The sequence below is a fragment of the Mycobacterium sp. 852014-50255_SCH5639931 genome (genome assembly GCF_001665605.1).
Lineage (GTDB): Bacteria > Actinomycetota > Actinomycetes > Mycobacteriales > Mycobacteriaceae > Mycobacterium > Mycobacterium paraffinicum.
On sequence record NZ_LZSV01000026.1, the window covers coordinates 85,613 to 98,357 of the forward strand.

General features: G+C 69.5%; 13 protein-coding genes. 5 read left to right on the forward strand and 8 right to left on the reverse strand.

Annotated elements, in window-relative coordinates:
* Positions 1-103: 103 nt before the first annotated feature.
* A complete protein-coding gene (locus A5758_RS15750; protein WP_067741656.1) occupies positions 104-916 on the forward strand; it encodes a class I SAM-dependent methyltransferase in 813 nt (270 codons plus the stop codon).
* Here A5758_RS15750 and A5758_RS15755 read toward each other — a convergent pair.
* The 3 genes from A5758_RS15755 to A5758_RS15765 all read right to left on the reverse strand — a co-directional run bounded on the left by A5758_RS15755 (position 913) and on the right by A5758_RS15765 (position 4,316).
* A complete protein-coding gene (locus tag A5758_RS15755) occupies positions 913-1,401 on the reverse strand; it encodes a MarR family winged helix-turn-helix transcriptional regulator (RefSeq protein ID WP_067207397.1) in 489 nt (162 codons plus the stop codon). The genes A5758_RS15750 and A5758_RS15755 overlap by 4 nt on opposite strands.
* 127 nt (positions 1,402-1,528) lie before the next feature.
* A complete protein-coding gene (locus tag A5758_RS15760) occupies positions 1,529-3,472 on the reverse strand; it encodes a primosomal protein N' (protein ID WP_067741835.1) in 1,944 nt (647 codons plus the stop codon).
* 109 nt (positions 3,473-3,581) lie between these two features.
* A complete protein-coding gene (locus A5758_RS15765) occupies positions 3,582-4,316 on the reverse strand; it encodes a lysoplasmalogenase (protein ID WP_067207394.1) in 735 nt (244 codons plus the stop codon).
* Between A5758_RS15765 and A5758_RS15770 the strand changes: the two genes are divergently transcribed.
* Genes A5758_RS15770 through A5758_RS15780 form a run of 3 tightly spaced genes read left to right on the forward strand, consistent with a single transcriptional unit; the run spans position 4,315 to position 7,772 of the window.
* The gene (locus tag A5758_RS15770; RefSeq protein ID WP_067207391.1) at positions 4,315-5,289 is read left to right on the forward strand and encodes an alpha/beta hydrolase; all 975 of its coding nucleotides are present in this window, start codon (positions 4,315-4,317) and stop codon (positions 5,287-5,289) included. The two genes, A5758_RS15765 and A5758_RS15770, sit on opposite strands and share 2 nt — an antisense overlap.
* Positions 5,290-5,311: 22 nt before the next feature.
* Positions 5,312-6,277 (forward strand): alpha/beta hydrolase, encoded by a 966-nt coding sequence (locus tag A5758_RS15775; RefSeq protein WP_067207387.1) that lies wholly within the window; start codon positions 5,312-5,314, stop codon positions 6,275-6,277.
* A gap of 10 nt (positions 6,278-6,287) precedes the next feature.
* Positions 6,288-7,772, forward strand: a complete 1,485-nt coding sequence (locus tag A5758_RS15780) for an NAD(P)/FAD-dependent oxidoreductase (protein ID WP_067741659.1) — start codon at positions 6,288-6,290, stop codon at positions 7,770-7,772.
* A gap of 79 nt (positions 7,773-7,851) precedes the next feature.
* Here A5758_RS15780 and metK read toward each other — a convergent pair whose 3' ends face one another.
* The 5 genes from metK to mihF form a co-directional block, all read right to left on the reverse strand.
* Positions 7,852-9,063: a methionine adenosyltransferase gene (gene metK, locus A5758_RS15785; protein WP_066945137.1), complete on the reverse strand. Its 1,212-nt coding sequence runs from the start codon at positions 9,061-9,063 to the stop codon at positions 7,852-7,854.
* Between the two features lie 96 nt (positions 9,064-9,159).
* Entirely contained in the window at positions 9,160-10,398 is a 1,239-nt protein-coding gene (gene coaBC, locus A5758_RS15790; protein ID WP_067741660.1) for a bifunctional phosphopantothenoylcysteine decarboxylase/phosphopantothenate--cysteine ligase CoaBC, read from the reverse strand.
* Between the two features lie 22 nt (positions 10,399-10,420).
* Positions 10,421-10,747 carry a DNA-directed RNA polymerase subunit omega gene (gene rpoZ / locus A5758_RS15795; protein WP_055403752.1) on the reverse strand — a complete coding sequence of 109 codons (327 nt, stop codon included), beginning with the start codon at positions 10,745-10,747 and terminating at the stop codon, positions 10,421-10,423.
* 73 nt (positions 10,748-10,820) lie between these two features.
* Positions 10,821-11,489: a guanylate kinase gene (gene gmk / locus A5758_RS15800; RefSeq protein ID WP_082939358.1), complete on the reverse strand. Its 669-nt coding sequence runs from the start codon at positions 11,487-11,489 to the stop codon at positions 10,821-10,823.
* A gap of 49 nt (positions 11,490-11,538) precedes the next feature.
* Positions 11,539-11,853 (reverse strand): integration host factor, actinobacterial type, encoded by a 315-nt coding sequence (mihF, locus tag A5758_RS15805; RefSeq protein WP_007171927.1) that lies wholly within the window; start codon positions 11,851-11,853, stop codon positions 11,539-11,541.
* Positions 11,854-12,319: 466 nt separating this feature from the next.
* On the opposite strand from mihF, the gene A5758_RS15810 reads away from it, so the two are divergent.
* A complete protein-coding gene (locus tag A5758_RS15810; RefSeq protein ID WP_066945151.1) occupies positions 12,320-12,742 on the forward strand; it encodes a molybdopterin-binding protein in 423 nt (140 codons plus the stop codon).
* Positions 12,743-12,745 lie beyond the last annotated feature (3 nt).

Genomic DNA, 12,745 nt, shown 5'->3' on the forward strand with positions numbered 1-12,745 from the left:
CATACTGTTGATATAGGTCACTATCTATCTCGGTGACCGCACTGCCGTGCTAGGGACAACGAGGTCGAGTGGGCAGCCCTTTCCTTACCTTCAAGGAGGCCTGATGACTCTCGACACCACGATCAGCGACGCCGCTCCCCATCGCGCGGTATGGGCGCTCGGCGACTACGCCCTGATGGCGGAGGAAGTGATGGCCCCGCTGGGTCCGGTCCTGGTCAAAGCCACCGGCATCGGGCCGGGCATGCGGGTGCTCGACGTCGCGGCCGGCTCGGGCAACATCTCGCTTCCGGCCGCCGCGACGGGCGCCGCCGTGGTTTCCAGTGACCTGACCCCCGAGCTGTTGCAGCGGTCGCAGGCCCGCGCCGCGGCCCAGGGCCTGACGATCGACTACCGGGAGGCCAACGCGCACGCGCTGCCGTTCGGCGACGGCGAGTTCGACGTCGTCATCTCCGCGATCGGCGTGCAGTTCGCGCCAAACCAGCAGCGGGCCGCCGACGAACTGGTCCGGGTCTGCCGGCCGGGCGGGACGATCGGCGTGATCAGCTGGACGCCGGACGGGTTCTTCGGCCGCATGCTTGCCACCATTCGGCCGTACCGGCCCAGCCTGTCGCAGGCCGTGCCGCCGGCCGCGCTGTGGGGGCGTGCGGGCTACGTCACCGGATTGCTCGGCGAGCGCGTCGGCCCGATGAACGCGGTGCGGGGAATGCTGGAAGTGAACCGGTTCGACGGCGCCGACGCCGTGCACGCGTACTTCAAGAACCACTACGGTCCGACGATCGAGGCCTACGCGAACATCGGCCACAACCGGGTGCTGGCCGCCGAGCTGGACGCCCAACTCGTCGAGCTCGCGCAGCACTACCTCGCCAACGGCACCATGGCCTGGGAGTATCTGCTGGTCACCGCCGAGAAGCGCTAGAGATCGAGCTCGGCATCCAGGTGCACGTCCGGCTCGCCGCCGGCGGCGGTGAACGCGGTCAGGGCCCGCACCAGGCCGTGGCGTTCCGGCGGCGGCATCTTCTCCACGATGACGGCGATTTCGTTGCGCCGGTACGCGGTGACCTGACGAACGACCTCCCGCCCCCGCTTGGTCAGCGCGGCCAACAGCTCGCGACGGGACGTCGGGTGCGGTAGGCGATCGATCAGCCCTGCCGCGACCAGTCGGTCGACCATCCGCCCGGTTGCGGATGGCTGCACCCCGAGCAGACCGGCCAGGGTGGCCAAGTTGACCGGGCCCCGATTGGACAGGATCACCAGCGTCCGGAATTGCGGGATCGTGATCGTCTCGTCCACCTGACCGATCGAGCGCGCCGAAATGGCAACCAGCAAGCGGGAAGCCGTCAGCAAAGCGTCAGTGATGACGTCCAGCGACTCGTCCGCCGTCGTCGCGTTGTCCGCTGCCATGTCGCCCCTTCTCCGGGCCGTCTCCGGCTATCGGCGGCTAAAGATCAGGAAGTGTAACAACCTTCCAATGTCGTAGTCAGGCATTATTTCCGACGCATACTATCCCCTCGGGCAGGATTTGGCGAGGTCACCCGATGTGCAGGGGGTCGATCTGCACCCGGACCGGCTCGTGGGTCTGGCGGGCGGACAGCACGCCAACGCCGCGACGCAGCGCCGCGGCCAGCGCCAGGCCCTGCTCTCGCCGGGCGCGCACCAGCATCCGCGTCACCGGGACGCCGGCCGGCGTTCCCGCCGGGCGGCGCACGCCCGCCGGCAAATCCACCGGCCCCAGCACGTCGGCCCCGTCCGGCAGCCCGGCCTCGTCGAGCAGTGCCGCCACCGCATCGGCCGCGCCGTCGAGCGCCGCCATGTGCACGCTCGGTGGCAAGCCCACCTCGGCCCGAGCCGCCAGGTCGGCGTCCGCGTGACCTACCGGATCCCAGCGGATCAGCGATTGGACTGTGGGGATTGATGATTCGGCCACCACCAGCACCACCCCGCCGTCACCGCGGGGACGCACCAACGCGGCAGCGGTCATCCAGCGCCACAGCGCGTCCTCGGCCGCACGCAGGTCTTGTCGCCCCAGCAGCGCCCAGGTGTCCAGCAGCAGTGCCGCGCCATAGCCGCCCGCCGCGGCGGGTTCGGCCCCCGGGGTGGCCACCACCAGGGCCGGGCCGGCGGCGACCTCCGGCACGACACCTTCCCCCGACGAGGTGACCACCGCGGTACCGGGAAACGCGCGCCCAAGCTCCTCGGCGGTGCGGCGGGCCCCGACGACCACGGCGCGCACCGCGTCCGAACCGCAGCGCGCGCACCGCCGCGTCGGGTCGATGCGCCCGCACCACCGGCAGATCAGCGCCTGGCCGCCCTCCTGCAACGACAAGGGTCCCGTGCAGTGCCGGCACCGGGCGATCGTGCGGCAGCGCGCGCAGGCCAGCGACGGGACATACCCGCGCCGCGGGACCTGCACCAGCACCGGCGCCCGGGCCTCGAGCGACGAGCGGGCGGCGCGCAGCGCGATCGACGGGATGCGCGCGGTGCGCGCGGCCGGGTCGCGTTCGTCGGCGTAGCCCGTGTCGTCGAGGGCGACCACCCGCGGCGTGCGGGCGCGCACCACCGCCCGGGTCGCGACGATGTCGTGCGCCCACCCGCTGCGCACCAGCGCCTGGGCTTCTGCGGTGCGCGCGTAGCCACCGATCAGCGCCGCACAGCGCGCCTGATGCGCCCGCAGCATCGCCACCTCCCGGGCGTGCGGGTAGGGCGCCCGCGGCTCGGCCAGTGAGTCGTCGGCGTCGGCCCACACCATGACGAGCCCCAGGTCGCCAAGGGGCGCGAAAACCGCGCTGCGAGTGCCGATCACCAGCCGCGCCTGACCGCGCAGCGCCGCGAGCCACCGCCGGTAGCGGGCGGCCGGCCCCAGCCCGGCCGAAAGCGCCACCACGCCGCTCTCGTCGATCCGCGCGGTCGCGGCCCGCCACAGCGCGTCCAGGTCCCGCTGATCGGGCACGATCCCCAGCACCGCCCGTCCGGCGCGGATGGTTTGCGCGGCGGCCTCGGCGAATCGGTCCGCCCACGATTCCCCCGGCAGCGCCTGCCAGACGGCACGCGCGGCCCGGGACTCGGCCAGGGCGGCCAGGAACTGGGCGCCCTGGGCGTACCCATCCCACGCCGACGGGTCGACGGGCGCGGGCACCGGCAGCCGGTGGGACGCCGTCGGTTCCCGCTCCACCCGGGCGTGCCGGGCCGGCACCGCCAGGCGCAGCACGTCCGGCCGGGTCCCGGCGTAACGCGCCGCCACCGCGTCAACCAGCCGACGGATCTCCGGCGTCAGCACGGGTTCGGCAGACACGACGCGGTCCAGATAGCCGAGTTTGCCCTGGTGGTCGGTGTCATTGCGGCGCTCCAGCACGAACGCGTCCACCAGGCGGCCGTGAAACCGCACCCGCACCCGCGCCCCGGGCTGGGCGTCGTCGGACTGCTCGGCCGATACCAGGTAGTCGAACTCACGGTCCAGATGCGGCACCGAGAGCATCGGCAGCACCCGGGCGATGGGTTCCACCTGCACGGGTGTGCGCGCGGCGCCGCTCACGGCACCCCCGCGCGCCGAAACAGGCTGGTGCTCAACGCCTTTACCGTCCGGGTCAGCTTTCAGCCGGTTCCGGGGTGCCGGCGTCGACCGGTGCCTCACGACCGAAGAAGAACCCGGCCGTCATCAGGATCAGCGCGGCGGCGTACGACCACCAGATCGGCACCGCCAGTGCCTCGTTGCCCAGGATGAAGCGACCGATGGCGATCAGCGAATCGGACGCCGCGAAACACACCGCCCCCACCGCCGTCCAGATCGTCGGCAGCTGCGCCACTAGGGCGGCGCACACCATCGCGGTCAGCACGAGGATGTAGGCCGTCACCGGAAGCTTCAGTTTGTCCAGGTGCGGCCAGAACCACGCCAGCAGCGCGATGGTGGCCAGGCACATGGCCACCACGGCGGCGATGCGCGGCTTCGACGGACGCCTCGCCGCCAAGGGCAGGAGCGCGCCCAGGAAGCACAAGTGCGCCAACAGGAATGCGGCCAGGCCCACGACGAAGGACTGCTCCCACCACGGGATCGCCAGCGCCCAGTCGCCGGTGGCCGACAGCAGCAGCGCCGGCATCAGCCACCGCCGCTCGCGGACGACGGCGTGGCCGACCGCGGCGGCGGTCAGCAACAACGCCATCGACGCCTTGAACAGCGGCTGGAGCACCCAGTGCCCGGTCAGCTCGGTTCCCGGCGGCGAACCCAACGCCAACACCGTCAGGTAGACGCCATAGCCCAGGGCCGCCCAGCCGGCCACCACCCAGCCGCCGAACACCAGACGCGGTGCGTACGGTACGTCCATGCCAAGCTTGGATAACACAGCCGACGAAAAGCCCGCGATCGACCCCATCCTGCAGAAGGTACTGGATGCGGTTCCCTTCCGGCTATCCACCGACGACGGTGTTGATGCGGCGCGGCAGCGGTTCCGTGACCTGCCCCGCCGGCCACTGCATCCCGAGCTGCGCGTCGAAGACCGCGCCATCCCCGGTCCGGCGGGGCCGATCGGCATCCGGATCTATTGGCCGACAATCGATTCGGACGTGAGCACCGGGAGTACCGCGCCGCCCGTCGTGCTGTACTTCCACGGCGGCGGTTTCGTCGTGGGTGACCTCGACAGTTATGACGGCACGGCCCGCCAGCACGCGGTGGGCGCCGACTCGATCGTGGTGTCCGTCGACTACCGGTTGGCGCCCGAGCATCCCTACCCCGCGGCCATCGAAGACGCTTGGGCCGCAATGCTTTGGACCGCCGAGCACGCCGGCGAGCTGGGCGGTGACCCGAATCGGTTGGCCTTGGCCGGGGATTCAGCCGGCGGAACCATCACGGCCGTGATGGCACAGCGGGCGCGCGATAGCGGCGCACCGCTCATCGCGTTCCAGCTGCTCTGGTATCCCTCCACGATGTGGGACGCCTCGCTGCCGTCCTTCGCCGAAAACGCCGCCGCTCCGATCCTGGACGTCAAGGCCGTCGCCGAGTTTTCGCGTTGGTACGCGGGCGAAGTCGACTTGTCCGCCCCGCCACCGGGTATGGCGCCGGGACGCGCCGCAGACGTGTCCAACCTGCCGCCCGCCTACATCGCCGTCGCGGGTCACGACCCGCTGCGCGACGACGGCATTCGGTACGGCGAGCTGCTGGCCGAAGCGGGCGTCTTGGTCGAGGTGCACAACGCCGAGACCCTGGTGCACGGCTACCTCGGTTACGGCGGTGTGGTGCCCGCGGCCACCGCCGCGATGGAACGCGGCCTGAGGGCCCTGCGAACCGGGCTGCGCGGGTAAATGTGGGGCGTACGGTGAATCCATGACGGAGCCCACCTTCGCCCGACCCGGCATCGATCCGACGTTCAAGGCGTTGCTCGACGCCTTCCCGATGACCTTCAGCGCAGCCGACGGCGTGGAGGTCGCGCGCTCGCGCCTGCGGCTGCTCCAGGTGCCCCCCGAAATGCTGCCGGACCTGCGCATCGAGGACCGCACGATCGGTCACGGAGAGCTCACCGACGTCCCCGTGCGCATCTACTGGCCGCCCCTGGAGCCGGAGGAGGCGTTGCCGGTCGTCGTCTTCTACCACGGCGGCGGCTTCTGCCTCGGCGGCCTGGACACCCACGACCCCCTGGCCCGCGCGCACGCCGTCGGCGCCGAGGCCATCGTGGTGTCCGTCGACTACCGGCTGGCACCCGAGCATCCGTTCCCAGCCGGGGTCAACGACTCCTGGGCGGCGTTGCAGTGGGTCGCCGAGCACGCCGCCGAGCTGGGCGGTGACCCCACCCGCATCGCCGTCGCCGGCGACTCGGCCGGCGGCAACCTGGCCGCCGTGATGGCGCATCTGGCCAACGAGAACGCGGGACCCGAGCTCAGCTTTCAGCTGCTGTGGTACCCGGTCGTCACCGCGGACCTGTCGCTGCCGTCGTTCACCGAGAACGCCAACGCGCCCATCCTGGACCGCGACGTGATCGACGCCTTCCTGTCCTGGTATCTGCCCGACCTCGACATCAGCGACCCGACGGCGCTGCCCGTCACCCTCGCCCCGGCGAACGCGACGGACCTGTCCGGGTTGCCGCCCGCCTACATCGGGACCGCCGAACACGATCCGCTGCGCGACGACGGGGCCCGCTACGCCGAGCTGCTGGACAGCGCCGGCGTGCCCGCGGAATTGAGCAACGAGCCGGACCTGGTGCACGGCTACGCCAGCTTCGCTCTGGTGATACCCGCGGCCGGCGACGCCACCGAGCGGGGGCTGGCCGCACTCAAGAAGGCACTACACCCCTAGGCGGACACCGATGAGCAGCACTCCCGACTACCACACGCTGATCGTGGGCGCCGGCTTCTCCGGAATCGGTGCCGCCATCAAGCTCGACAACGCCGGACTGTCGAACTATCTCGTCGTCGAGGCCGGCGACGGGGTCGGCGGGACGTGGCACTGGAACACCTATCCCGGTATCGCCGTGGACATTCCGTCGTTCTCCTACCAGTTCTCCTTCGAGCAGAGCCCGGACTGGTCGCGAACCTACGCGCGGGGCCGCGAGCTCAAGGCGTATGCCGAACACTGCGTCGACAAATACGGGCTCCGATCCCGAATCCGGTTGAACACCAAGGTCCAAGCCGCCGAGTTCGACGACGAGCATTGCCTGTGGCGGGTGCAGACCGACCCCGGCGGCACGGTGACCGCCCGATTCCTGATCAGCGCCTGCGGGGTACTCACCGTCCCCAACCTGCCCGACATCGACGGCGTGGACACCTTCGGCGGCATCACGATGCACACCGCGCGCTGGGATCACGACCAGGACCTGAGCGGCAAGCGCGTCGCGATCATCGGCACCGGCGCCTCGGCCGTCCAGGTCATTCCCGAAATCGCGCCGATTGTCAAGCAACTCGACGTTTTTCAGCGCACCCCGATCTGGTGCTTTCCCAAGCTGGACGTCGCGTTACCCGCGCCGGCCCGCTGGGCGATGCGGATCCCCGGCGGAAAGGTCGTGCAGCGGTTACTGAGCCAGGCCTTCGTCGAAGTCACCTTCCCGATCTCCGCGCACTACTTCACGGTCATCCCGCTGGCCAAGAGGATGGAGTCGGCGGGGCTGGCCTATCTGCGCAAACAGGTTCACGACCCGACGGTGCGCGATCAACTCACCCCGCGCTACGCGGTCGGCTGCAAGCGCCCCGGTTTCCACAACGAGTACCTGGCCACGTTCAACCGGGACAACGTGCGGCTGGTCACCGAGCCGATCGACAAGATCACCCCGTCGGCGGTGGCCACCACCGACGGCGAGAACCACGAAATCGACGTGCTGATCCTGGCCACCGGCTTCAAAGTGATGGACCCCGACGACGTCCCGACGTTCGCGGTCACCGGAAGCGGCGGCAAATCCCTGAGCCGGTTCTGGGACGAACACCGGTTGCAGGCCTACGAGGGCGTCAGCGTCCCCGATTTCCCCAACCTGTTCACGGTGTTCGGCCCCTACGGCTACGTCGGCTCTTCATATTTCGCGCTGATCGAGACGCAGACCCACCACATCGTGCGGTGCCTGAAACGGGCCGAGCGTGAGGGCGCGACGCGGGTCGAGGTCACCGAGGAAGCCAACGACCGGTACTTCGACGAGATGATGCGGCGACGGCACCGGCAGATCTTCTGGCAGGACAGCTGCCGGCTGGCCAACAGCTACTACTTCGACAAGAACGGCGACGTGCCGCTGCGCCCCACCACCACGGTGGAAGCCTATTGGCGCAGCCGGCGGTTCGACCTCGACGACTATGGATTCACCGGCTGACGCCGGTGCCCGCGAATAGACGCAAAATCACCTTTTGCCTTGGTGATTCGCGCGATTTCGTGTCTTCTCGTCGAATCCCCTAGACGGCGCGCTTGAGGTCGTCGACCTTGTTCAGCTGCTCCCACGGCAGCTCGATGTCGGTCCGGCCGAAGTGGCCGTAGGCGGCGGTCTGCGCGTAGATCGGGCGCAGCAGGTCCAGGTCGCGGATGATGGCGCCCGGCCGCAGGTCGAACACCTCCGGGACGATCTTCTCGATCTTGACCGGGTCGACCGTGGCGGTGCCGAAGGTCTCGACGAACAAGCCGACGGGGGCCGCTTTGCCGATGGCGTAGGCCACCTGCACCTCGACCCGCTCCGCCAGGCCGGCGGCGACGATGTTCTTGGCCACCCAGCGCATCGCGTAGGCCGCCGAGCGGTCCACCTTGGACGGATCCTTGCCGGAGAAGGCGCCGCCACCGTGGCGGGCCCACCCGCCGTACGTGTCGACGATGATCTTGCGGCCGGTCAGCCCCGCGTCGCCCATCGGGCCGCCCAGGACGAACTTGCCGGTCGGGTTGAAAAGCAACCGCGTCGACGAGGTGTCCAGCGTGTCGTGGGCCAGGTCGTCGAGGACGGTGTTGACCACCTTTTCCCGGAGGTCGGGGGTCAGGGTGTGCTCCAGGTCGATGTCGGCCGCGTGCTGGGTGGAGATCACCACGGTGTCGAGCCGGACCGGAACGTTGTCCTCGTATTCGATGGTGACCTGAGTCTTGCCGTCGGGGCGGAGATAGGGCAGCACGCCGTTCTTGCGTACCTCGGTCAGCCGCCGGGACAGGCGGTGGGCCAGCGCGATGGGCAGCGGCATCAATTCGGGGGTGTCGGCGATCGCGTAGCCGAACATCAGCCCCTGGTCACCGGCGCCCTGCGCGTCCAGCGGGTCCTGCTCACCTTCGACCCGGGCCTCGTAGGCGGTGTCGACGCCCTGGGCGATGTCGGGCGACTGCGCGCCGATGCCGATGTTCACCCCGCAGGACGCCCCGTCGAAACCCTTGTCCGACGAGTCGTAGCCGATCTCGAGGATGCGCTCGCGGACCGTGTTGGTGATGTCGGCGAATGCCTCCTTCGCCGTCGTCGTCACCTCGCCGACGACGTGCACCTGGCCGGTGGTCACCAGCGTCTCGACCGCGACACGTGAGCGGGGGTCCTGCGCCAGCAGGGCGTCGAGAACCGAGTCGCTGATCGCGTCACAGATCTTGTCGGGATGTCCCTCAGTCACCGACTCACTGGTAAACAGGCGACCATTTTCGCTCACAATCTCAATCCTTCCGAATAATTAGTTAACCGAATTATATCGGCGGGCGTCTTTCGGCCAGCACCTGGCCTGGCGCCACAGGAGAACCGAACCTTATTACCCGCCGCCGTGCAGGAACGTGGCGATCGCATCCACGATACGACTGGCCATCAGCGTCTTGGAGCCATGCTGCAGTGCGGACTCGGTGCCGTCGGACGCGAGCAGCCACCCGTCGTTGCTGTCCACCTCGAACGCCCTGCCGTCGCCCACCGCGTTGACCACCAACAGGTCGCAGCCCTTGCGGCGCAGCTTGGCGCGGGCGTGAAACAGCACATCGCCGTTGGCATCGCCCGTCTCCGCGGCGAACCCGACGATGGCCCGCAAGTTGGGCAGCTCGCCGCTTGCGCGCGCCCGCACCGCGCCGGCCAGCACGTCGTCGTTGCGCACCAGCTCGATCGTCGGTGGCCCTTCGTCACCCTTTTTGATCTTGGCGGCGGAAACCTGCGCGGGCCGGAAGTCGGCGACGGCGGCCGCCATCACCAGCACGTCGGCCGCGGGGGCGTGCTTGGCCACCGCGTCACCGAGCTGCTCCGCGGAGCTGACGTGGACCACCTCGACGCCCGCGGGGTCGATAAGTCCGGCGGTGTGACCGGCGATCAGCGTGACCTCGGCGCCCCGCTGGGCGGCGACGCGGGCCACCGCGTAGCCCTGCTTGCCCGAGCTGCGGTTGCCGATGAAGCGCACCGGGTCGATCGGTTCGCGGGTGCCGCCGGCGGTCACCAGCACCTTGCATCCGGCGAGGTCGTAGGGAAGCGCGTCGTGGCGCTCCAGCAGCAGCTGGGCCAGCGTGGTGATCTCCTCCGCCTCGGGCAGCCGGCCCGAGCCGCTGTCGGCGCCGGTGAGCCGGCCGAAGGCGGGTTCCAGCACCACCGCGCCACGGCGCCGCAGCGTCGCCACGTTGTCGACGGTGGCCGGGTGCAACCACATCTCGGTGTGCATCGCCGGCGCGAACAACACCGGGCATCGCGCCGTGAGCAGGGTTGCGGTCAGCAGGTCGTCGGCGCGGCCGTGCACCGCGCGCGCCAGCAGATCCGCGGTGGCCGGCGCCACCAGAACCAGGTCGGCCTTCTGGCCGAGCTGAACGTGCGGCACCTCCGGGACGTTCTCGAAAACCCCGGTGTGCACCGGTTGGCCGGAGAGTGCCTCGAAGGTGGCGGCCCCGACGAACCGCAGCGCGGATTCGGTGGGAATGACCCGGACCAGGTGGCCGGCCTCGGAGAGCTGACGAACGACCGTGCACGCCTTGTAGGCGGCGATGCCACCGGAGACGCCGACGACGATCCGTTTACGGTCCACAGCCTGCCCGGCCCTGCCCTAGTTACTCGCCCTCGGTGTGCTCGAGCAGGTCGGCGTGGATTTCGCGCAGGGCGATCGACAGCGGCTTCTCCTGAAGCCCCGGCTCGACCAGCGGTCCAACGTATTCGAGGATGCCCTCGCCGAGCTGGTTGTAGTAATCGTTGATCTGGCGGGCCCGCTTGGCGGCGTAGATCACCAGGGCGTACTTGCTCGACACGCGGTCCAGCAGCTCGTCGATGGGCGGGTTGGTGATGCCCAGCGGGGTGTCGTAGGCGCCCTGCCCTCCCGCCGAGGGGTCAAACCGATCGGGGACGGCGGCCAACGCGGCGTCGGACTGCGGAATGGTCACTTAGGTCAATCTCCTCAACGTTCGAAGCGGTCAGAGCCCCGAAACGGCTTAACTACCGCTGGCAATTCGATGCTCAGTCTCGATTGGATCTGGTCTGACTGGTCTGGCCGGGCGCCTCATGCCGAGCCGGCGCAGTTTCCACCAGCAAGGATACCAATTCTGCGCACGCAGACTCCAATTGACTGTTGACGACGACCTCGTCGAAGTCGTCCTTGGCCGCCATTTCGATGCGGGCGGTCTCGAGGCGGCGCTGCATGGCCTCCGGTGTTTCGGTGCCGCGGCCGACGAGTCTGGACTCCAGGTCTTCCCAGCTGGGTGGGGCCAGGAAAACGGCGATTGCCTCGGGCATCGCCTTCTTGACCGCCCTGGCGCCGGCCAGGTCGACCTCGATGAGCACCGGGATCCCGGCGGCGGTGGCGGTCCGCACCGGCTCGGCCAGGGTGCCCGACCGGTGCAGTCCGCCGTGGATGTCGGCCCACTCCAGCAGCGCGCCGTCGTCGATGAGCTGCTGGAAGCGGGCGGGGCTGACGAAGTGGTAATCGACGCCGTCGACCTCACCCGGCCGCGGCGCCCGCGTCGTGGCAGAGACGCTGAAATGCAGGTCCGGTATCCGCTCGCGCAGACACCGGACCACTGTCGACTTGCCGACCGCGGAGGGACCGGACAGCACGACCACGCGTCCCTTGCCAGGTGGTTTGGGACGCGTCCCGTGCTCGACGTCCGGTCCCCCGCCGGCGCTCACTGGCGCTCCTGGGCCGGTGCGCCCACAGGGCGGGTTGGCCGAGGCCGGGTTAGGAGCCGAACTTTTCCAGCAGGGCCTTGCGCTGCCGATCGCCCAGGCCGCGCAGGCGGCGGGTGGGGGCGATCTCCAGCTCGGTCATGATTTCCTGTGCTTTGACCTTGCCCACCTTGGGCAACGCCTCAAGCAGCGCGGAAACCTTCATCTTGCCCAGGACTTCGTCGGTCTCGGCGTCCTTGAGCACCTGCGTGAGGTTGGTGCCGCCGCGCTTCAGCCGGTCCTTGAGCTCTGCTCTCGCTCGACGTGCGGCAGCCGCCTTCTCCAACGCGGCCGCGCGCTGCTCGTCGGTCAACTGGGGAAGGGCCACGATTCCTCCGTATCTGATCAATCAATCTCAATCGATCGCTTTTTGTCTCCGCCGGCACTTCAGCCAGCGCAGACGACCGTACTCAGGCCTCCTGACGAAATCTAACCCGACCCCCTGGTTCGGGGGGCAAACTCCCAGCATGAGCCCCGCGCGCGGCCCGAAAATCCGGTTCGCCGAACGTCGCCGACGACGTCCGCGACCGGTGCCCTCCGCGCGGCGGCATCGCCTTGTCGGGCGCCGAAATCAGCGCTCTGACCAGCGGTTTTAGCACATCGGGGTGGCGGGGTCACCGTCGCCGGGGCGGCGGCGAAGGGCGGTCTCGACGGCCGAAAACCCCTCGTGCCGGGGATCACGCATTTTTCGTCGCGTGTCGCGCGTGTCGCGTCGCTGCCGTCCGGCGCGGTTCGACCAGGTGACGATTGCTGGTAGCAGCCCCAGCTAATACCGGCCGGGTTACCATCTAGCGGTGTCGAACCTGCGGATCCGTCAGGCCGCTGAGCTGCTCGGAGTCAGCGACGACACCGTCCGGCGATGGATCAACCAAGGATCGTTGTCGGTCAGTCACGACGCGGCCGGCCGCAAGGTGATCGCCAGCGAGGACCTGGCCCGGTTTTCCAGGACCAACGCGCCCGCCCCGCCGCCGGACCCGCTCAGCATCGGCAGCTCGGCCCGCAACCGCTTTGTCGGCCTGGTCACCAAGGTCACCAGCGACAAGGTGATGGCCCAGGTGGAGATGCAGTGCGGCCCGTTCACCGTCGTCTCGCTGATGAGCACCGAGGCCGCCGAGGAATTGCAGCTGCGGCCCGGCAGCGTCGCCGTGGCGGTCGTCAAGGCCACCACGGTGATCGTGGAGACCGCCCGGCCCAGCACGTCGATCGCGTCGGACTGACGC